The 19924-nt window shown below is 43.1% G+C and carries 22 protein-coding genes and 2 pseudogenes; 12 read left to right on the top strand and 12 right to left on the bottom strand.

What is annotated here, in order from left to right; all coding sequences use genetic code 11:
• Positions 1-72: 72 nt before the first annotated feature.
• From QUB63_RS34380 to QUB63_RS34365, 4 genes and pseudogenes are all read right to left on the bottom strand, one after another.
• On the bottom strand, positions 73-318 hold the full coding sequence (locus QUB63_RS34380; protein ID WP_332949869.1) for an alpha-ketoglutarate-dependent dioxygenase AlkB: 246 nt from the start codon (positions 316-318) through the stop codon (positions 73-75).
• Positions 319-484: 166 nt separating this feature from the next.
• Positions 485-901, bottom strand: a complete 417-nt coding sequence (locus QUB63_RS34375; RefSeq protein ID WP_332949868.1) for a hypothetical protein — start codon at positions 899-901, stop codon at positions 485-487.
• Positions 902-1119: 218 nt separating this feature from the next.
• Positions 1120-1962, bottom strand: a pseudogene (locus QUB63_RS34370) (IS5 family transposase).
• 292 nt (positions 1963-2254) lie between these two features.
• Complete coding sequence (locus QUB63_RS34365) at positions 2255-2827, bottom strand: HNH endonuclease signature motif containing protein (protein ID WP_332949867.1); 573 nt, start codon at positions 2825-2827, stop codon at positions 2255-2257.
• Positions 2828-2884: 57 nt separating this feature from the next.
• Between QUB63_RS34365 and QUB63_RS34360 the strand changes: the two genes are divergently transcribed.
• From QUB63_RS34360 to QUB63_RS34345, 4 genes are read left to right on the top strand one after another with little or no spacing between them, the layout of a single operon-like run.
• Complete coding sequence (locus QUB63_RS34360; protein WP_332949866.1) at positions 2885-3118, top strand: hypothetical protein; 234 nt, start codon at positions 2885-2887, stop codon at positions 3116-3118.
• A complete protein-coding gene (locus QUB63_RS34355) occupies positions 3105-4490 on the top strand; it encodes a hypothetical protein (protein WP_332949865.1) in 1386 nt (461 codons plus the stop codon). The genes QUB63_RS34360 and QUB63_RS34355 overlap by 14 nt, the downstream gene beginning before the upstream one ends.
• 4 nt (positions 4491-4494) lie before the next feature.
• Positions 4495-7236, top strand: a complete 2742-nt coding sequence (locus tag QUB63_RS34350; protein ID WP_332949864.1) for a hypothetical protein — start codon at positions 4495-4497, stop codon at positions 7234-7236.
• 54 nt (positions 7237-7290) lie between these two features.
• A complete protein-coding gene (locus QUB63_RS34345; RefSeq protein WP_332949863.1) occupies positions 7291-7836 on the top strand; it encodes an HU family DNA-binding protein in 546 nt (181 codons plus the stop codon).
• A gap of 205 nt (positions 7837-8041) precedes the next feature.
• Here the strand turns inward: QUB63_RS34345 and QUB63_RS34340 are convergent, their stop codons facing one another.
• The 6 genes from QUB63_RS34340 to QUB63_RS34315 form a co-directional block, all read right to left on the bottom strand.
• On the bottom strand, positions 8042-9745 hold the full coding sequence (locus QUB63_RS34340; protein ID WP_332949862.1) for a hypothetical protein: 1704 nt from the start codon (positions 9743-9745) through the stop codon (positions 8042-8044).
• Between the two features lie 124 nt (positions 9746-9869).
• Positions 9870-10415 carry a hypothetical protein gene (locus QUB63_RS34335; RefSeq protein ID WP_332949861.1) on the bottom strand — a complete coding sequence of 182 codons (546 nt, stop codon included), beginning with the start codon at positions 10413-10415 and terminating at the stop codon, positions 9870-9872.
• A gap of 116 nt (positions 10416-10531) precedes the next feature.
• Positions 10532-10828, bottom strand: a complete 297-nt coding sequence (locus tag QUB63_RS34330) for a hypothetical protein (RefSeq protein ID WP_332949860.1) — start codon at positions 10826-10828, stop codon at positions 10532-10534.
• Positions 10829-10875: 47 nt separating this feature from the next.
• A complete protein-coding gene (locus QUB63_RS34325; protein WP_332949859.1) occupies positions 10876-11169 on the bottom strand; it encodes a hypothetical protein in 294 nt (97 codons plus the stop codon).
• 5 nt (positions 11170-11174) lie between these two features.
• Positions 11175-11747, bottom strand: a complete 573-nt coding sequence (locus tag QUB63_RS34320; RefSeq protein WP_332949858.1) for a hypothetical protein — start codon at positions 11745-11747, stop codon at positions 11175-11177.
• Between the two features lie 127 nt (positions 11748-11874).
• Positions 11875-12099, bottom strand: coding sequence for a hypothetical protein (locus QUB63_RS34315; RefSeq protein WP_332949857.1), 225 nt, complete (start codon positions 12097-12099; stop codon positions 11875-11877).
• Between the two features lie 612 nt (positions 12100-12711).
• Between QUB63_RS34315 and QUB63_RS34310 the strand changes: the two genes are divergently transcribed.
• The 6 genes from QUB63_RS34310 to QUB63_RS34285 all read left to right on the top strand — a co-directional run bounded on the left by QUB63_RS34310 (position 12712) and on the right by QUB63_RS34285 (position 16220).
• Positions 12712-13197: a GIY-YIG nuclease family protein gene (locus QUB63_RS34310; protein ID WP_332949856.1), complete on the top strand. Its 486-nt coding sequence runs from the start codon at positions 12712-12714 to the stop codon at positions 13195-13197.
• A 66-nt stretch (positions 13198-13263) separates the two neighbouring features.
• Positions 13264-13737, top strand: a complete 474-nt coding sequence (locus tag QUB63_RS34305; RefSeq protein ID WP_332949855.1) for a hypothetical protein — start codon at positions 13264-13266, stop codon at positions 13735-13737.
• Between the two features lie 130 nt (positions 13738-13867).
• Positions 13868-14368: a helix-turn-helix domain-containing protein gene (locus QUB63_RS34300; protein ID WP_332949854.1), complete on the top strand. Its 501-nt coding sequence runs from the start codon at positions 13868-13870 to the stop codon at positions 14366-14368.
• 174 nt (positions 14369-14542) lie between these two features.
• Positions 14543-14941, top strand: a complete 399-nt coding sequence (locus QUB63_RS34295; protein ID WP_332949853.1) for a transposase — start codon at positions 14543-14545, stop codon at positions 14939-14941.
• A gap of 314 nt (positions 14942-15255) precedes the next feature.
• On the top strand, positions 15256-15861 hold the full coding sequence (locus QUB63_RS34290) for an LppP/LprE family lipoprotein (protein ID WP_332949852.1): 606 nt from the start codon (positions 15256-15258) through the stop codon (positions 15859-15861).
• Positions 15858-16220, top strand: a complete 363-nt coding sequence (locus QUB63_RS34285) for a hypothetical protein (RefSeq protein WP_332949851.1) — start codon at positions 15858-15860, stop codon at positions 16218-16220. The genes QUB63_RS34290 and QUB63_RS34285 overlap by 4 nt, the downstream gene beginning before the upstream one ends.
• 90 nt (positions 16221-16310) lie before the next feature.
• Here the strand turns inward: QUB63_RS34285 and QUB63_RS34280 are convergent, their stop codons facing one another.
• Positions 16311-16772 (bottom strand): hypothetical protein, encoded by a 462-nt coding sequence (locus QUB63_RS34280; RefSeq protein WP_332949850.1) that lies wholly within the window; start codon positions 16770-16772, stop codon positions 16311-16313.
• 388 nt (positions 16773-17160) lie between these two features.
• Positions 17161-18216: an RNA-guided endonuclease InsQ/TnpB family protein gene (locus QUB63_RS34275; protein WP_332949849.1), complete on the bottom strand. Its 1056-nt coding sequence runs from the start codon at positions 18214-18216 to the stop codon at positions 17161-17163.
• 64 nt (positions 18217-18280) lie between these two features.
• Between QUB63_RS34275 and QUB63_RS34270 the strand changes: the two genes are divergently transcribed.
• Together QUB63_RS34270 and QUB63_RS34265 are read left to right on the top strand one after the other, a co-directional pair.
• Entirely contained in the window at positions 18281-18448 is a 168-nt protein-coding gene (locus tag QUB63_RS34270) for a hypothetical protein (RefSeq protein ID WP_332949848.1), read from the top strand.
• A gap of 852 nt (positions 18449-19300) precedes the next feature.
• A pseudogene (locus QUB63_RS34265) lies at positions 19301-19862 on the top strand (reverse transcriptase N-terminal domain-containing protein); the annotation flags it as partial.
• Positions 19863-19924: the final 62 nt, after the last annotated feature.

Genomic DNA, 19924 nt, shown 5'->3' with positions numbered 1-19924 from the left:
TAAAAAGCCTAAATTAATACCAACTTAATCAGCATTGGTGAAGCCAGATATTTTACAATTGATTTAGGATTGCTATAATTTAGCCAAGCGATCGGGCATCTCAGGAAATGCTCGACCGTTAGGCTGCGTTCGCGCGTATCGATATCCATTTCGATCGCTAATCCAGCCAACCTTACCGCACGATGTTTGTTGACAATTAAACGGTTGACCGCTTGGCATCACTGGCGTAACAAAGGGAGCGATCGTGGCAATTTCTCGGCACAATTCAACTAGGCGGAATTGTTGGTCGTGTGTCAAGATTTGTTTGAGGTGTAGCATGATACTTTTATTGAAATATCGTTACTTTATTGCGAAGTTTAACTTTGGATATAACAGAAAATATTGCGGTTGCGGGCTGTCAAGCGTGGCTTGAGGTTCAATCGACATCAATTATGTACATTAAAAAAAAGTCGTCAACTCCCCGAAGGAAATTGACGACTTTCTTCTACTTACATTCTTTATCTTTGCGGATAGACCAAGAACCTGTGTTACCGCTAGCTCCGCCTCTGACTAGGCAGAATTTTTTGGCAGTCCACGGATGGCTAAATACAATCGTGCCGTGCTGACCGTAACTGCCACCGACGCCAGTATTGGTTTCGGATTGCCAACTTATCAATGTAGCTCGATCGCTACCAGATGAACCGGCAACTTTGGCATCAATACCTCTGAAAGTAGAGGTGACTTTGATGCCAGATGGAAGTGCGATCGGTTGTCCGCAAATTTCATCTAAGCATTCTGCAATTGCTGGCGGATTGCTGTAGATTGCAACCGCTCGCACCTGACCGTAGTTCACGATCGCATCGTACTGCGATTGCTTGCTGGAAGAAATGGATTTGTAGCATCGCTCCGGTAACTTTTGCATAACCGATAACCGCTGTACCAGCACACAGGGCAATTGCAGAAAGTTCACCGATAATGATGATTGATGCCAATTTTTCAACTAAAGTAGTCATGATGAAGGCTCCTGAATGTGTTTGATGAGCGAGAAATCTCACTCATCTCTTCATTGCGAAGCTTGCCTCTCGGTTCCATCGACAATAGACCTCTTGCAAAAAAAATCTATGCTATAATAGAAGGTTTTCAATTTAATCCCCCTAGAGCTAACTCATAATTATAAATTGCTGATAACAAATTACAACGCAGACCATAACGGCGACGACGATTCCGATAACGACTCGACAAGATTTTAAAAATTTTCAGACTCCGGTTAACGTGTTCAATGACAATTCGTTCTTGTGCTAGAGTTCGATTATAGTCTTTTTCTAAGAGAGAAAGTTTCCCATTTTTAGGTTTCTTTCTAGGAATATAACTATTGAAATGATAATCTTTTATCCCTTGATACCCACTATCTTGTAAGCTATCTGTTTCGGGATGAAAATGAATTTTACTTTTTTTAAACAAGCTAAAATCGTGGCAATGTCCTTGCCCAAAAGCAGTGCAAATAATTGCTCTTGTCTCTTGATTAATGACCAATTGAGTTTTGAGGGTATGACATTTCTTCTTGCCTGAATAATATTGTTTCTGTTTTTTTTGGGTCGTTCAATAGCTGTTTCTGTGACATCAATCGCCACGACTGCTGGATAATCAGAGTTTTTGAGTAATGCTTTTTTCCCAGGAAGACGGAATTTTCCCGTTTTCATTAAAGTTGATTCGATGTCAATTACAATTCGGCAAATAGTTGATTCAGATACTCCCCAATTTGTCGCAATATGAAAATATGTTCGATATTCTCGCCAATATTCCAATGCGACTAAGACCTGTTCTTCAAGAGTTAGGATAGTCCCACGCCCTCTTCTGTATGAGAGGATTTTATGACCTGAATTCTTCCAAGGCTTTAACCATTACTTTTAAGGTTTGAATTTTGACACCAAATCTACGTTTAAATTGATGAGATGTCAAATTTAAATAAGATTGATTTTTCATGATTTACTGATTGTGTAACAACCAATATAAGTTTCTAGTATTTTATCCTGTTTCTAGCAAGGCAAGAGTAAAAATAAGTTAAGAGTTGGGATTCAATCCAGTAAAGCAAAACTTTCCATTATATCATAAAATTATTTTGCAAGAGGTCTAATGAATCCGCCACCAGTCAGCCCCGGATTAAAGCGTAGAACGCCTGGAAGACGAGAAGCAATAAACCTTGTTGGTAGGTCGATCGTTCCTTTACAGGCTGCGGTAGCACTAATGCGTGTTCAGTTTCTCGTTTCTTTGCTGTCTAACTAAATTCATCAACGTCAAATAAACTTAACTGCTCAGCGTTTGAGTAATTGTTGATGTTGATTGTAACATTACCAGTAATAGTAATGTTTTTGCTCGGTTGATGATAAACAACGTGTTTCCAATTTTTTTCGTTTTTAATACCTGAAAGAATTTTTCTGTCAACATTAAACAAATCAGCGATTTTTTGGTGGCTTAAATTTGTTTCAGACAACAAACGCTTAATTTCAAGGACTTGTTTTTCATTGAGTTTAGCTTGAGGATTTTTAGAACCTCTGGTTGAACGCCCTTTGTTTGCCATATCAGTCATGTTTTCTTGCTGTGTTCCAAGAAATAAATGCTCAGGATTAACACAAGCTCGATTATCACATTTATGGCACACACAAATACCTTCCGGTATTTTACCATTGTGTAATTCAAACATCACACGAGAAAGTTTTTGGATTTTGTTGTTGACACCTATTTTAGGATAGCCATAGCGACAACAGCATAAATCCGTCAACCAACAACCATCCTTAGAGATAATGTGACTTTCAATGCGTTCTTGAAGTGACAATTTAGGGTGAGCCATAATTTTGTAAATAAACATCAACCCCTAAAAGCGAAGCATATGTTAAGATGGTTAAATTTGAATAGAATTAGATTTGATGGGATTCCCAGTTGGCTGGACGGAATTCGCTTTGATGGGTGGTGGCTTCGACACAAACAACCGTCCATAGCCGGCATTCCTAAATTCACAGCCAACCGCCGGGAATGCGTCAGTTTGTACGGCAAGTCGATCGTACCCCTACAAGCCACAGTTGCTCTAATGCGTGTACAATTTTTGGCATTGCTAACTAAGGAATTATATGAGTCAGTTTGATTATTTGCGCGCTCAAATGGGAGATGGCTGGATTAACAAAGAATTACTTAAGATTCCAGACAGTGCTAAAAGTGCGATCGGCAGGAGTGCAGAATGGTATTTTGCATTGCCCCACATCAAATTCATCATGGAGAATACTGTGATGGGAAACGTGAAAGAATTATTGATGGCAGGGCAAGATTTAACTGGAACAGTGACCGACTGTGGGCTAGTTTTCCTGGAAACAGTTTACGGTGTCAATAAAGCTTTTAACTCAAAAGTCCACAAAAACTTAGCCGGAAAAGGACAATCAATTTTAGCTGGCTTAAGTTCAACTGCTGGAGAGAAAATTCTTTACAATGCTGCTGTGACGGCTCACAATGAATCGCTTAATTTACCTGAACTTTCTGTAAGAGTTGCCGAAATTGAAGCAGAAATTGCATCAATTCAAGCGCAGTTTGACGATAATGGAAAAAACGAAGCCTTGGAAAAACTTCGGGATGCTAGAGACCAAATACTGAGTACGATCGACACCCTAATTGGTAAAGCAAAAAGCAGCGCCAAACGCAAGCTAAAAATAGCAGAAACTGGTATCGCTAGAATGACGGGAACAGCACCACCTGTTGTGATTGCCCACAATTTCTACTCGTTTACATCGATTTATAATCGACCAATTATCTCAACTTACAACAAACCGCCCGTCCTCAATACAATTGTGCCGATCGCAGTTGGTGGAGCAATAACTGTGGGCGCTACTGCTGGGATTATAACTTCGATCGCCAGTTGGTTGCTGGGGAGCTTCTTTCTCAGGGGAATTACAGGTGGATTGCTGTCCGGACTGGCAAATACCGTAACATCGATCGTTCTCAAAGTCATGGGTAGTTCAGGTGCAGATGCCATGCGCTACATCGCAGCATCCGCTCTCAAAGCCAACAAATCGCTTTTACCAGTAATCTTGGGGATTACAGGCATGGAAGCAAGCGCTTGGGGGTATTTGATCGCTCACGCTTCGCTGATAATTGGTGCAGCAGTTATCATCATTCAAGCTATGAAAAACAAACTCTCAGTTGCCGAAATGCTGTATATTTTTGGCAATATTGAAGGTTCAACTACCTACAATCTCACGCAAGTACATATGTACGACACAAATCACGTTGAGATTCTTGATACTTTCAAAAATAAAGCTATGCAAATGTACGATGAATCAACGCGAACAATGGAGGCAATTATTGGTGTAGGTTTGAACACTAAAAAAGAATACACCGTAGCTTACGATTTAACCGATCCTTACAATCCCCAGAGAATTAGCGGTAATGAGGCGATCGCAACCACACTGGGGGCAGAAAAAGTTGCTAAACTACTAACAGGAGACTTTTTTGACTTTTTTGAGTGATGCTATGCCTGATGACTATCAATTATCACGATTCCCCTTGGATGATGAAAAAGGAACAATCAAAACAATATCAGTTTGGTCTGTCTGGGATTGTGTGGCAAAGAAATGGTCGAACCAGCCAAAAGTAACTCTCAGAAATACGCTTCTTTCTGGATTGCACAAAAATGCTGGCAAAGAGAGATTTTGTATTGGAGAAATACCTAAGGACACTAAAAACCCGCGTTTGTTAGATCCCTTTGAAGCAAATAAGAACGATCGGTATTTCCTGGATTTAGCCAGCAATTCTCGAAATCACGGGCGATTTACCTTTAATTTAGCCCCGATCGGGAAGAATTATTATGGGGCTAAAGCTGAAGAACAGTGGAAACGCATTATTTACGGTTCAATCTTGCACACTGGTTGCAAGCATCTGGTGTTTGGAGAATTCAATTATATTGTTGTTAACGACGAGCGCCGTGGTGAAGACGGGCAACTAGAAGACGATCCAACTAATAACCGTCACTGGAAAACGGGCGACAGTCACGGCAAAGCTTCCCGGCAATTTATGGAACTGTTAGGAGCAGCCGATGTTTTCGATCAGGGTTTTATGCCAGATGAAAACATTAATTTGCCACTGCAATTTCGGATAGCTCAATTCAAGGATTGGGTTGCCAAAGGGACGATCGCCTACAATCCCGATTTAGACTACTCTGGGTTTGACTTAGTAATTCCGCAATCATCGCTCAAAGGCAACAAACCAAAACTTGGCAATTACACTGGCAAGCTACTTTGCGGGCTTGTATTTGAGGGTGAAGAACGCCTAGCTAAAGCGGGTTGGATGCTCTTTCAATGGTTCGATTACGCAACTTTAGAGCAAGATAAAATTATCAGTCGATTGATTACCAAATGCCAGCGATTGGCAGCAGCGCTGGACTCAATTCAAAATTTAGCCGATTTGCTAAGAATAGACCAAAACGAAGCAGAGCAAGAAGCCCAGAAGGGGGAGCAAAATTTGCAGTCTGAAGCTGAATACGTCAATACTGCAATGGAAATTATCAAATACGATGTACGCGGTAAATTGTTATTGCATCCGTACATCGTTGAGAAAGTCATGGAAAGATTGCAAACAGTTTGGTTGAACTTGGCAAAAGCTGGTGGCGTGCGTTTTTACTCCTTGATGGCACAGCCGGATGAATGGTTTGCCAGATACGAAATAGTTGACAACAAGGAAAAGGTGATTTTTCTTGAGAAAGTTTTCTGTGCTCCGTCCATGGATGAAGGAGAATACATAGTTTTCTGCAACCCCATGCGCCACTGGGGCGACTGCCAATTGTGGCAAAACCGACACGAGGGAATTTACGCCAAAAGCAAAAACTTGATGGCAGCTTCCCGTCGATTGCTGTTGAGTTTGGGGCGCGATACCGACGGTGATTTTATCCAGTTAATCCAATCGTTTCGTTACCAAGGTCTTAGAGCTGCGATCGCTAATTTCTCGACACCCCCATCCGTCAACAAACTGCCAAAAATGGCTCTGCAAGGGAATTTGCAGCAGATAGCAATTAACTCAATGAACGATATCACCGGGATTGTAGCCTCAGCTTTAGGTCGGGCGCGGGCTGCTGGGGTTGAAGGAATTGTCCTCAACATCCCGCCGGGAGGAATGCAAACAGCACCCAAAGAAATGGCAATTATCGACTTCCTAAGTCAGGAACTGCAAATCGCAGTAGACTCGCTGAAGTCGGCATATCCTAACAACGATGTAGGCTTGAAGGCTGTCAACCAATATCTTGACGGGTTGGGCGATGCCAGCAAAATCCCGTGGCTCAAAGGCTTCAAAGACGAGCAAACTTACCGGAGTGTACCTTGTCCGGTAGCAGCAGACGCGATCGATACTGTTTCTCGCTTAGTTCAATTGGTCAACAGTTATTGGCGTCCGCCAAATCTTGAAAAAAATCTCAATATCAACTCATTTCAAAATTCGCTTTTTCCCAGCATCACTGTGGCTAAAGAGCAACTAGATTTTGCTTTCGACCAGAAAATTACCTACGGAATTGAAATGAGCGATGCGATCGCCTGGAAGCAAAATAACGACGGCGATACTTCTAAAATCCGCGAAGTAACTGGAAAATACCAGGCTTTGCGCGACTCAATCCTCGATCGAGTTCTCAAACCCGACGGTACTCGTTACTCCCTCAAAAGTTGGGCAGCCGCTTTTTGGCGGGCTTGCAATACTGCTAAGGTCGATGAAAACGGAGATACAGTCAGCAAAGGTCGCGGATCGATGGTGTTCAACTTATTCCCAGAGGAGATTTTTGTGGAACTTAAAGAAAATCCTGAGCCGCCTTCATTTTTTGAAGTGTTCAACGTTCACAAACAAACCCCCAATCACTGGTCAAAAGCTCGTTGGTCGGGGCGCACGGTGCAGATTCGGATTGTGCTTCGGGATTGGGCGGCACCTCGAACTGGGGTCATTGTACCCACATTGGCGGTTGATTTGCTCTATCCGGCTTCAGCAACACTGGTTGACTTTTTTCCACTGGGATTTGTAGCTGAACGCGATCGAGAAAAGGTAGCGATCGGGGAAACCCGAACTATGAAAATATGGACATCGGAACCCAGACCGGGCTACACAAGTGACTTTCCGACCATAAAAGTGTGGTTGTTCGACGAGTCTGTTCCTCAAGAAGTTGTGGATGCAATTGTTAAAAAAGGTAGGGCAGGGATTCCAACTTTATTTACCCCTGAAGACTTCGGCTTGTCACAATAAGTAATTTTAGTGCATAATAAATTTATGCGTCTCTGTCTCAATCAATAGTTTCATATGACAACTCTAACTGACTACGTAAAAAAATCGACTGGTTTTGGTGAAAGTACGATCTCTGCGGTAATGAGTTCTGCGATCGCCTTTCTTTCTACTTCGCTCCGCAGCGGAGAAGAAGTAAAAATGGAAGGTCTCGGTATCTTTAAAATCACCGACAAACCGGAACGCCAAGGACGAAACCCCCGCACTGGCGAACCGACAACTTTCAAAGCATCTCGTAAACCCAAACTGGGTTTTAGCAAAACTTTTGTCGGTTCAATTCAACCCGATCCTGCTGCCGTAGAAGCTGCTGTAAAAGAACAAGCCGTGGAACCTGCAACAGTTGCAACAGCCAGCCCTCCCCCAATCCCCGCCGACTTGCTAGTTGATGTGAAAACACAATTAGAATTGATGTGGCAAATCAAAGCACCTGACAATTCCTTTGTTGAAGTTTCTTCGTCAGATTTGGCAAAGTGGGGAGTAACGGCAAATACTCCAGTTTACTCTCCGGCTACGGGCTGGAAATTAGCAAAAAACATTCCTGAATTAGCTGGTATTGTGGGATAAGCTAAAATATCTGTAATGCACTCTTAATAAGAAACCCGATCGCTAAACACATCGATCGGGTTTCTTATTCAATTCTGTGAGAGAAACCTACAAAAATTAGGGTTTATTCAAGAATCTGGAAAATGAGGGAAATCTTAAATTAAGGTAAGGTCATAGCTTGAGCTTAATCGCCTCTTCTGCTATAAAGAGACGATTAAGCTAAATATTAATCAACAAAGAATTGATCGATTGCATAGTAAGTGCTTATCGTTCCTGCCTCCTTAGCAAAATATAAGAGAATAATTCCCTGATTTGAATAATTGACATTACCAACCGTCACATGAGTTCCTGAAGATGGATTAGCATAAACTGGAAATACTTTCGATTGAGAAACACTGAAGCCAGCCGGAACATTTGCCAAAGTAGCGGATGGTTGCCCGCTAACAGATGGTGCTGTTATCTGTGAGCCTCCCTGGAAATGAAAAAATCTACCTGATGTCGATCGACGGATTCTTAAATTCCCATTTCCAGCTAGTACCGGGATATTTTGCCATTCACCCCACACAATACCTGCACCCGGAGCACCAGTCGCTCCAGTATCACCTTTTGGGCCCTGAATTCCTTGCGAACCAGTTGCTCCAGTTAATCCTTGAGCTCCAGCATCACCTTTGGGACCTGGAATTCCTTGAATTCCTTGTGTTCCAGTTGCACCGGAAATTCCTTGAGGCCCAGTAGCACCTGTCAATCCAGTAGCGCCAGTAGCTCCAGTCGCACCAGTCGCACCAGTGGGGCCGGGAATGCCAGGTGTGCCTGGTTCACCTTGAAGACCTTGAAATCCTTGAAGACCTTGAGGGCCGGTTAGTCCCGGTAAACCTTGATCACCGCGATCGCCCTTTTCACCTTGAGGCCCTGGGTTTCCTTGAAGTCCAGCGGGGCCTGTTAACCCTGGCTCACCAGGAACACCGGGTGTGCCGGGAATTCCTTGAGGGCCTGGTTGACCAGTGGCTCCGGTTGCACCAGTGGCTCCGGTTGCTCCTGTTATTCCTGTTTGTCCTTGAGGGCCGGGTTCACCTTGAGGGCCAGCAGGGCCAGCTAATCCCGGTTCACCTTTAGCTCCCGGTGTGCCGGGAAGTCCTTGAGGGCCAGCGGGGCCTGGAATTCCTTGTGCGCCAGCCGGCCCTGGAATTCCTTGAGGACCCGGAGAGCCAGCAGAGCCAGGGGAACCGGGAGCACCTTGAGAGCCTGTCGCTCCGATCGGCCCGGTCAAACCTTGTAATCCTTGATTGCCTCGATCACCTTTAGGGCCTGGAATTCCTTGAGGGCCAGGAGGACCGGGTTCACCTTGAGGCCCTTGAGGGCCAACAATGGCAGGTTGGGGAGGAATGAGAGCAACATCGCGAATGGCTGTGGCTAGAATGCTGGTTCCAACCATCAAGTCAGCTTTCAGTGTTCCTGCTTCAGTAATAGCTGTTTCAAACGGAAGCCAAGGACTTTCCTTGATAATTTTGCCATTGAGAGTAAAGCGAACGAAAGAGTTAGTTGGTTGATACTCTACATCAGCAACTACAACAGTTTGTCCTGAGAAAAGAATTGGATAACGCAGCGCAATTGTTGGGGTATTAACTTTTACTTCAAAGTTAATACTTGCTGTCGATCGAATTGTAATTGGTGTTGTACCGGAAATATCTTCGACTTCGATGAGATGGACACCTGCGGTATTAATTGGGATTGACATTCCAAATTGATAGATAGGTGCAGCAGTAGTTCCTACATTGGTGGCTGTGGTATCTGTACCCACTACTACACCATTCAATTTTAAACGAACATCGGTATTGGTGTTAGTGTCAGCTACTGCAAGAACTGGCAGAGAATAGGGCAACCCTCCGACTTGAATGCTGGGTTGAGTGGGAGCTGTGATTCTAATTGGCATTAGCTTAACCTCCTAAAATTTGATAGACAAACAATCCCTTTCTTGGCATCGACATACCAAGAAAGAGATTATTGAAGCGAGACTGAGACTAGCTTTGAGGCAGAATCCCGCGTTTGGTAGAGAATCAGGTTTGAATCAACAGAGTTTGAGCGATAATCAGCTCAAGTTCGATCGACTCTCCGACAATCATCAGACTGGTGTAAGCGTCGGGATTTTCACTACCATCATCAGAAACTCGGATAACTTTGGTATTTTGTAGCTGGCTGAAAACTTGGTAAAGTTCAGTCAGGTATTCGATAGCTTCGATCGGCATTAAAATGCCAAAAACCGCTTCTGCCGGGACAATTCCCTCCATCGTCAACCCTTGATTCTGGGTAACTGTCGCTAATTCGGTCAGCGCATTTCTAATCAAGGGCTGGAAGAGTTGATCAAGGGTTTGATAAGAAATTGCCCGATTTGCCGGAGGTTTGTAAGTAGGAGCTTCGGGATTCAGCGCCTTGATTGCAGCTCTCCGCATTGAAGCATCTCTGGAGAGGATAGCTACGTCATCAAAGGGCTGTTTTGCTCGTTTGATTGCCAGCAATGAATCGCCTTCGGATTGAGGCCAGAAATTGTAATCGGCGATCGTTTGGCGGAGTAGTTTTGTTGCTAGTCCGGCTGTTAACACCATGTCAGTAATCAACTAATAAATTATTTTTAGCTTATATCCCTTTTCTGATTTTTGAGTTTATCTACTAAAAAGTTGACTTTTATCCCCATTTGTTATAGAGATAAAAGCCAAAAGCGTTAATCGGATTCTGACCAATTGATTAGAATAACAGAGACAGAATCTTTGGAAAAATTATTGACTTTGGAGTTGTTTTGTAGAGTAGCGACTACTTGTTCTGCCTTTTCCTTAGCCTCGAAGAAGTAGGCTTCCTCAAAATCAGCATTCCATTCAGGAGTCTCAGGGTCAGCCAAGAACAAAATACTACCCGATTCGGTAGCAGCACCGATCGAATAATAGGCGTAACAGATAACAAATCTGTGCTGAATCGGAGAAAGAGCATCAGCATTAGTGTTGGGAACGGGGGAATTGAGCATAAAAAAACCAGTAGCGAACTGGTAAACCGCTGCTGTCAGGTAATAACTTAGGAAACAAGAGGCTTGAAAGTGTGGATTCTTGTCCAATCGAAACTGTTTCCGATGTAACTTTCAAATAAATGACTGTCACCGCGAAACAAAACTTTGTTGGCAGGAAACCAATGACTTTCGCCAGTACAATCCCGAACTAAGGTAAAGGAATGGGAATAGCAGGGAACGAGCGGTAATTCAATTGCACCGATCGCCCAACCCGGACACCAAACGTTTCCATAGTGAAAGAAACAGTCTTTTGGTTCTGGAAACCAAGTAATGTGTTCTTGAGTAATTTTTAAGGTTTCCATCTGAATCACCAGACAATTGGTTTAAAAGTGTTGATTTTCGCCCAATCGAAAGAGCTAGCTGCATAAGTTTCAAAAAGATGAGTTTGTCCACGAATGGCAACTTTATTAGCAGAAACCCAATGACAGCCACCTTCAGCATCACGAACCAAAGTCAAGAAACGGGAATAGCTAGTAGGAATCGGGAGCTCAATTTGACCGATCGCCCATCCCGGACACCAGTGAGAGGGATTGTACAAGAAGAAACAATCTTTGGGTTTCAGAAACAAATCAATGTGTTTCTGAGATGTTTTCTGTTTTTCCATCGTTTCTACCGTTTCCATCGTTTTTCCTTGATTCAACTTTTGCAACAGCTTGATTGAAAGCTTCATCCGTGGGTTCTTAAATGATACCGAGAGAACAAAACCATCGGAGTTGGATAGTTCGTCCGCCTCGGCAAATAGTGTTCTCTGCGCTATGGCATAAGTGCTGGGAGCCGCCATTGAGGAGTTGGTCGTAATAGTATGTGAGTCGCTCGGGGGGGAGGTCGATCGGTTTTTTCCCACCAAACGGGCAGGAATAACAGCAGTTTGCTGGTACATTGTAAGCACTTAAATCTCTTGCCATGTGTTTTAGGTTAGTATGAGTTTTTCGGGAAGTGTTCAGGAGAGAAGATTTAGGGGAGAAGAGTCCTTTCCTTCTCTCCTGATTCTTTTCCGAGGTAGTCAGTTAAACAGATTCTGCAATTTGATATGCTGCTAGATAGATTGCGTCGGTACTTTGCGGGTGTTTGCCTTCTATCTGGTCGCTTATTGCTAGGGCTATTTTTATCCTTTGAGCTTCGGTTGGCGAAGGAAGCACTTGGTTCTGAAAATAGTACCCCGCAGTTGAATCAAAGAATCTGTTGAGGTCAGTTTCATATTTCAGAAACTTTACTAATTCCTCTAGATTCATGAGTTTTACGAAAGTCTAGAACAGGTCGAACATCCAGAACTGGGCAGAACTCTTTCTTGGATTGATAAAGAATGATGAGGATAGATTCTCATAGTTCGGGAACCAAAACATCATCACCCAACAGCGAAGCACTACTGGATTGCTAAGTAACCCCTAACAAGAATCAGGTCATGATGATTTTCCTTGTCCCTGGATTGCAGCCCATAAGAAGTGCAAAAGCTGACATGGTAGCATTTCTTCATTATGAATAGCTAAGAATCGATCGAATAAATAGGCAAGGTGAAGGCGACTGTTTCCGAAACTGGGCAAAATAAAGCCTCATTAACCTCGAACAGCCAAGGAATCGGTGACAAAATCTCCAGAGTTTGCTGATTCCATCCCTGAATTATCTGAGGTTTTAAAGAATCACTGTCATCATTTTGCTATAATTGTGACAGTATCAGTTTCATATTTGGAGAGATTACTACTGGGAGCGTGATGTTTGGTAGAATTCCATTGAGCTAAACTTTACAGCAGCGATCGTCCAACTAATCTTTTGAATCCGTGCCACAACTCGAACTTTTTCCAGAATTTCAACCGAAACCCAGAGCACTGAAATCTACTCAGCTAACCATGAGTTCCCAGGCGCTAGAGAGCTGGAAACAGCGCATTTTTGAACATCAACAATCTGAAGCCGCTGACCAACCGCGACAGGGAACACTATTCGATTTAGCGCCAAATCCCTGTGGCTCCAACAACAGAGACCCCTTTGCCCTGGAATTACACAATCTATCATTCTGTGAGAAACCGGATTGGGGCGATCGTACTTGCCTCTATTTTGTGATTGATAATGCGCTTCCATTGCTGCTGTATGTGGGAGAAACAGAGCGAACTCCCAAACAAAGATGGATGAGCCATGATTGCCACCACTACATTGGCAATTACATCGAATTGCATCGGCCTTATTCCTTGGATGTGGCGGTGGCTATTGCATTTTGGTACGGAGCACCAGCTAACCGAAAACAGCGGCTACAACTAGAATCAGAGCTTATCTACAAGTGGCGATCGCCTTTCAACAAAGAATGCTGGCAATATTGGGGGCAACCCTTTGGTAAATGAAACGCCTGCAATTTGGTATTTTAAAGTTAGAAACCATAGGAACCATCAGCCATCCCCGAATCAAATATGGATCGATTTGAATTTCAGCTAGCAATGCTGCAACAAGGAACACAGGAACTAGAGCAAAAAATAGCTAACTTCAGTACAATTTTGCAGCAGTTAAAAACAGCGGCAATTACCATTTGGGTAGCATTAATCGGTTGGGTGTTTGCCAGCAAAATAGAGGCGTTGGTTCCGCTGGGATACGTTATAATTTTTGGTTTTTGGTTTTTAGAAGCTACCTACTGGAGGGTGCAATTTTATTATATGCAAAGAGCCGCTGCCGTTACCGAATTTTTGAATGATGAAAGAGCTTTAGATGAAAGTTTTGATACCCGTTCGATACCGGAAGGGCTCATTCACCCGCTCGGTTATTTGAAAATACTTAAGATGCCTTCTTTAGGTCGAGCTATGCGCGCTCCATCAATCTATATTTTTTATACCTTTTTGTTGGTTGTTAATTCGATCGTTTGGTTGATAAGTCTTAAAGCAGTTCTTTAACTGGGCAAGATCCGAACGTGCGATCGATCGAACAATATCTTTTATCCCAACTCATACCAATTTCATAAAATAGTGCTACAGTTAGTAGAAGTTATTTTTGTAATTTAGTACCCAAATAGAGGTCAGAAAAATGTCAGGAGTGGTCAAAATTGAAATTCGGGAAACCGCAGCAGAGTTGCAAGCTATGCTCCACCGAGAGAAAGATGTGGCGCGCCACGAAAAACTGCAAGTTCTTTATTGGCTCAAAACCCAAACAGTAGACAGTGTATTGTCTGCTGCTGTGCGCGTCGGTAAGCATCGTACCACAATACAAAGATGGTTGTCTAGTTACCGAAGGGGAGGAATAGAAGAATTTTTATGCCAGAAACCTCGTTCCGGCAGACCCAGAATAATGAGTCCAGAAACCGTAGAGAAATTATCAGAGGAATTGAAGGAAGCATCAGGATTCAGTAGCTACAAAGAAGTACATCAATGGCTGACAATTTGTTGTGACGTTCCGGTGGCATATCGGACAGTACATCAGTGGGTAAGATATCGGATTAAAGGAAAATTACGCATTCCCGCGCCCTGTAGCCGTGAAAAACAGAAAATAGGAGCAGTAGAAGAGTTTAAAAAAAACTGCCAACCCTAATTCAAGCGAGTCTGAGTCCCTGTGAGAGTTTTTTAAAACAATGGAAAAAAGTGCGATATTGGAGTCAAGATGAAAGTCGGATGGGATTGCATACAATTCAAAGAAGAAAGTTAACTGGCAAAGGAATAAAACCACAAGGAAAAGTGCAATGGGAATTTACTTATTTGTGGCTGTATGGGGCAGTATAACCACGCTTCTGGAGCCAGTTTTTTTTATGAATTTACTCATTTAGATACAGTATGTTTTGAAAAGTTTCTTGAGCTATTTGCGAGTGAGTACCCGGAGCATTTACATATAATTCAAGTAGATAATGGAGGATTCCATAGTTCTTTAAATCTTAGCATACCAGAAAATGTGATTTTACTATTTCAACCCGCATACAGTCCGGAAGTAAACCCAATAGAAAGATTGTGGGGATATGTAAAAGAACAATTGAAATGGTTGAGATTTGACCAAATAGAAGAGTTGAGAGCAGCGGTGCAAAAAGAATTAAAAAAGTTGACAAAAGAAGTCGTTGCTTCTTTGACGGGATGGGAATTTATTTTGGAGGCTATATCTGTAGCGGGACTTTAGGAAATTGGTATAAGTCAAAGTATACATGAGAGGTTGAATTTGCTTGCTACTCCCAAAAGCAGTTGCTTGCTGTATGGCTTAGGTTAAGCGATCGCCTGTTGTCTCCTCAATACTCTGTAGGTTATTTTCACGCTAACCAGAATTGTTCCCAATAGACTTCTGCTGAGGCAGCAACCTTTTATAGTGCTTTTTATTCAGATTGTATAGTGCAGCCACTAATTTGATAAACTGAGGACAGCCATTGGGAAGCCAACCTTGGGGAATTTTGCTCGTAGTGAATTTAAAAACCGCCACTTAAGCTGCAAAATAATGAGATGAAAATTCAAACACTTTATCCAATTAGTTTAGCGCTTGCACTGGCTCCCTTAGCCGTGGCTACAACGGTTTTGGGTCAACAGTCTAGCAGTTCGTGGTTGGAACGCAACCCGCCGATTAATTGGAACAAACCCGGAGCGTCAATTCCCAAAGCTCCCGACAATAACTTCTCCAATGCAGCCCGCTGCCAGCAGCAAATCCGCAACCCTTCTACTCCCGAAGAACGAGCCGTGAAAGCAGCAGGGTGGACTCTATCTAACGGGCGGGGCGAGACGAAAAATTCGGGTGGCGTGTTGCTGGTAAAAGGGCAGACTGGTTTCGATGGAATGTGCCGCCCTCTGGGATACCAGGAATTTGTTTTTGTTAGCGGTATCTTTGCCGGAACCACTTCCCCTTATCCTATGAATGCTAGAACTGATGGCGCTTTATTTCAAACCGATATCGAAACGTCCTCCCGCTTGAAGGCCCGGTTTTTCCGCTACACCCGGCAAGATGCACTCTGCTGTCCTTCTCGAACCAGCGAAGTAACGTATCGGATTGATGCGACCAATAGCACACCCCTCGTCCTACCGATTCAAGTGAGAACTTACGCCAACTCCCAATGAAAAAGTACCTCAACCTCGCTAGCGCCATCCTCGCCTCGTTCAGACCTAAATCCAAAATACCCACAATCGATAGCTACGCTCAATCCACGCTCAACCAAGAGCCGCAGCAAGCCCTGATGGAATGGCTCTTTGCTAGTTTGATGGGCGCTGGGTACTTCGGCAAAGCTCACCTGATTTGGGATGATGGTCAAGACAGAGAACGAGAGATTTTTACCGCACTGATGAGAAACGAGCCGATATTCCTGTATCGCCAGGGAGAGCGACCTTCACCAAGGGTTGAGGGATATTGTTGGCGGCTGATTGGCGAACATCCGAGTTTGCGGGTGTATCAGTTAGAGATGGAAGCTGAAGGAGATTGAGGGCGATCGATAGCTGTAAAAACAAGAAAGCCCCAGCATATTACCAGGGCTGATAAACCATTACTTCAGTTTCAAAGCCCTTGTTTGTACTTAAATTAGCAATCTTTCAGCAGTCTGTTGAATGGCATCATCAGGGTGCATATCCTGAATATCGATCAGCCGAATGCTCGTATCTTCGACTTCTTGCAGCAAAATCAATTCATCCGGTGTTAGCGCATCCCGTAGGTTGTCAGGAGCAACACCCAAATCCTCAGCTAGTTTCTTGGCTTTGCGTCCGAACACTACCAAAGTTACTCGCTGGGAAGCGTTAACGTAAAGCCACTTTCGGTTGTTTCCAGAGAGTTCGGGATGGCGATCGATGTAGCTTTTGATGGCATCGGTTAGCCGTCGCCGTGTTTGCTTGCCTCCGAGTCGAGCGATTTCCCATTCTGCTAGAGCTTGGCTTTGTGGCGATTCCCATCCGGTGATGGTCTCAATCCAAGACCGAATCCCCAGCTTGGCTCTCCTTGCGGTAACTGTATCGGGCGGTGTCGTTGTGGCGTTGGGATTCAAAAGCGTACCATTCTAATACGATCGCACAGACCTCATCTTTGAGGATGGTTGCGTTTTTGTACTGCTTGAGACTCGTTGTCACTGTTAACTCTTTACCCTGTAACGGTTTCAGGAATTCTGGACAATCACTCGTTGACAGTGAATTCAAAAGTTTGTCTATAGCTTGACGAGTAACCGCTCATAGAAATCTGGACAAAGCTACCCTATAGTAGACAAATCTAGACAGCTACGTTTGTAAACAAGCGTCCAAAGGTCTAAAACTACTGGGATAAACGGCAATCCCACTATTCCCTTCATAAAGTTGGGAATTACTTTTCGAGCTATATTTAAACTTCCGTTGGTATCAGCATTAATCAATCTACCATTAGAAGTTTTGTATAAGCCACGTTTAACACGCTTGCCACTGAAAACGGGTTTGACATCTGACGCGGGTTTTGTAAACAGGCAACGTATCACCATCTAAAGCACTAGCTTTTGACGTGTAACTTTCCTCAGTCACAATTACTTCAATTCCCGCTAATTGAGCTTTGTAGGTCAACAAACTAATAAGTTTCACCTGTGGAATATTGGTAAATTCTTGATTGTTCTTTTTACCAATGTTGATATCTTGTTTCCATCCTGGGTTGTTGCCTATAACTAACTGGCCAAGATCATTTAATTGACACCAGTCAATAACTCTACGGCTAACAGTATGGAGATAGTTATCAATCCTTCTGTCACGCTTGCCGTTCAACATTTTTATTTGTCTCCCAGCTTCAATTGATTGTGATCCGGCAACTCTTTTATTGAAGAATTGATTAATACTTTTCAACGGTCTACCATTAATCAAAAGCGGTCTGAGACCGGGATGATTGGATGTTATAGCCATTAAATTGTTTAAACCAAGGTCTACACCAGCAACATATTTACCATCAGATTTTGCGGCTTCTTCAACGGTGTAAACAACTTCAATAACGTAGTGGTCAAGCTTAGGAATAATCCTTACTTGGTCAACATTTTTAGCCTGAGTTGGGAATTCAAGGGAGGTCTGAGACAGCTTAACAATACTTTTAGCTAAAGTCGGTTTTGATATTGCATCTATTGGATATATGACAACATTCCTACCACGCTCTTTATGCTTGTATCCAGGCATTTTAGGTTTTCCTAGATACTTCTCAGGATGCTTTGACCAATCTTTCAATGCTGCTAACCAACCTTTCCAAGCTTCTGATACTCTACGCACAACCTGCTTACTAACTTTAGTGGGCAGATACTGATAAGATTCTAAATTCTTGGTTTGATGATAGATATCAATTGAGTTGTAATACTTTTTGGTATCAAAAAAGTATTGTCTCTGCACATAATTAGCAGTGTTGTAAAGATGCTTGGACTGTAAAGCTAAATGGTCACACTCGTTCCAAAATTTATGCTGTCGGCTGATGACGTGTTTCTCTACTAATTGCATTTGACTCGACCACTCAAATGGTTTATATTGTCTAGTATACCAGATTAATTAGAAATTTGACAATATGCCTAGAATTAAATTTAAGCCAGATAACAAAGTGGCGTATGATAAGGTTCCCGTGCAGTTCAAAGTATTGCCTGGAGTTAGAGAAAAGCTTAAAGCCGTTCCTAACTGGCAAGAACGGCTTAGAGGAATTGTTGATGAATTGATTCAAGAAGTGGACAATCAGTAATATTTGTCTGTATTTGGGTAAAAATTAGCTTACAGTTTCATACCCCGCACAGTTTTGCTAATCCCGATTGACTCATCCCCAACTCGCCCGTTGACTAAAAATTTGGGTGCAAGCCCCGTCCTTATAGGACGGCTTGAATTTTCCTGATTCTATCAACAAAACCTAGTATAATAGAACAAGCAAACAACAAAAACAATGAAAGCAAGGTATCAATACAGATGTGCGATTCGTTTAACCTAAAATGAGCCGTAAGAAAGTTCATGGGACGGTTAGCTTCACTGCCCAGGCAGTTAATGATAACTGATTACATTTGTAGGTGAGACTCCGTGAGTCAAGCCCTACCCCGCAAGTGCAGCGGTGAAAGCATATCCCCTAGTTTATTGGGTAGCAACCCTCAGACTAAAGCGGGGATAAAAGGCAGAACTACGCTTAAGCCAAACCCGGTAACTGTCGAGCAAGAGTTCATGCGTAGCGACAGCGAAGATGTGTCCTAACCATCGTTATGATAAATGGTGAAATGGCTAAATCAAGAGTAAATCCGTTGAAAAAACACGGTAAAAACTGATTAACACCAAGCCAAAAGGCAAGGATAGGGCATAAGCGAATATCTGTTCGACTTATAAGCACCGCCCATAAAACCCGGTGGAAAGCATCACAGCTAAAGACTCAACCAATGTGTAATCGGAACGAAGTAACTCTCTTAAATCTCTGAATAGGTCGATGTTCAGTAAGTAGCTAACGAATGGTTTAAGGGAGAGGGATTGTATCAAAAGCGAATGCCTCACTGTAATGGTGTGGATATGCTGACGGATACACGGTAATTCCAAAGGAATAGAACAAGTAGCAAATCATATGTCTAATACGCTGAACGATCAGACGGTGGAATGGAAAGACATCAACTGGCGAAAGCTAGAACGGGTGACTTTTAAGTTGCAAAAGCGAATATTCCAAGCGAGTGAACGTGGTGATGTTAAAGCCCTGGAGCAAACTTCAGAAGACCCTGATTAGGTCTTGGTCTGCAAAGTGTATTGCGGTTCGCAGGGTAACACAAGATAATCAAGGTAAAAATACTGCTGGTGTGGATGGAGTGAAGGCTCTAACCCCAAAGCAACGTAGCAATCTTGCAGGCAAGTTAAGGTTAACCGGAAAGGCAAAACCCACTCGTAGGGTCAATATCCCCAAACCTGATACAACCGAGACTAGACCACTAGGAATACCCACAATAAACGACCGAGCTTTGCAAGCGTTAGTAAAGTTAACGTTAGAACCGGAGTGGGAAGCTAAATTTGAGCCAAACTCTTACGGTTTTAGACCAGGGCGTTCCTGTCACGACGCGATAGAGGCAATATTTCTCAGTATTAAGCAAAAAGCCAAATACGTGCTTGATGCTGATATTGCTAAATGCGTGCGCCGTGGCAGTCAACACGGTATCCCCAATCTAATTGGGAGAGACTAAGAAGAATGTCTCTAAGTCAA

It is taken from the genome of Microcoleus sp. ARI1-B5, from assembly GCF_036705795.1.
Classification (GTDB): domain Bacteria; phylum Cyanobacteriota; class Cyanobacteriia; order Cyanobacteriales; family Microcoleaceae; genus Microcoleus.
Note: the sequence above shows the minus strand (reverse complement) of the source record. Positions and strands in the feature narration are given on the sequence as shown.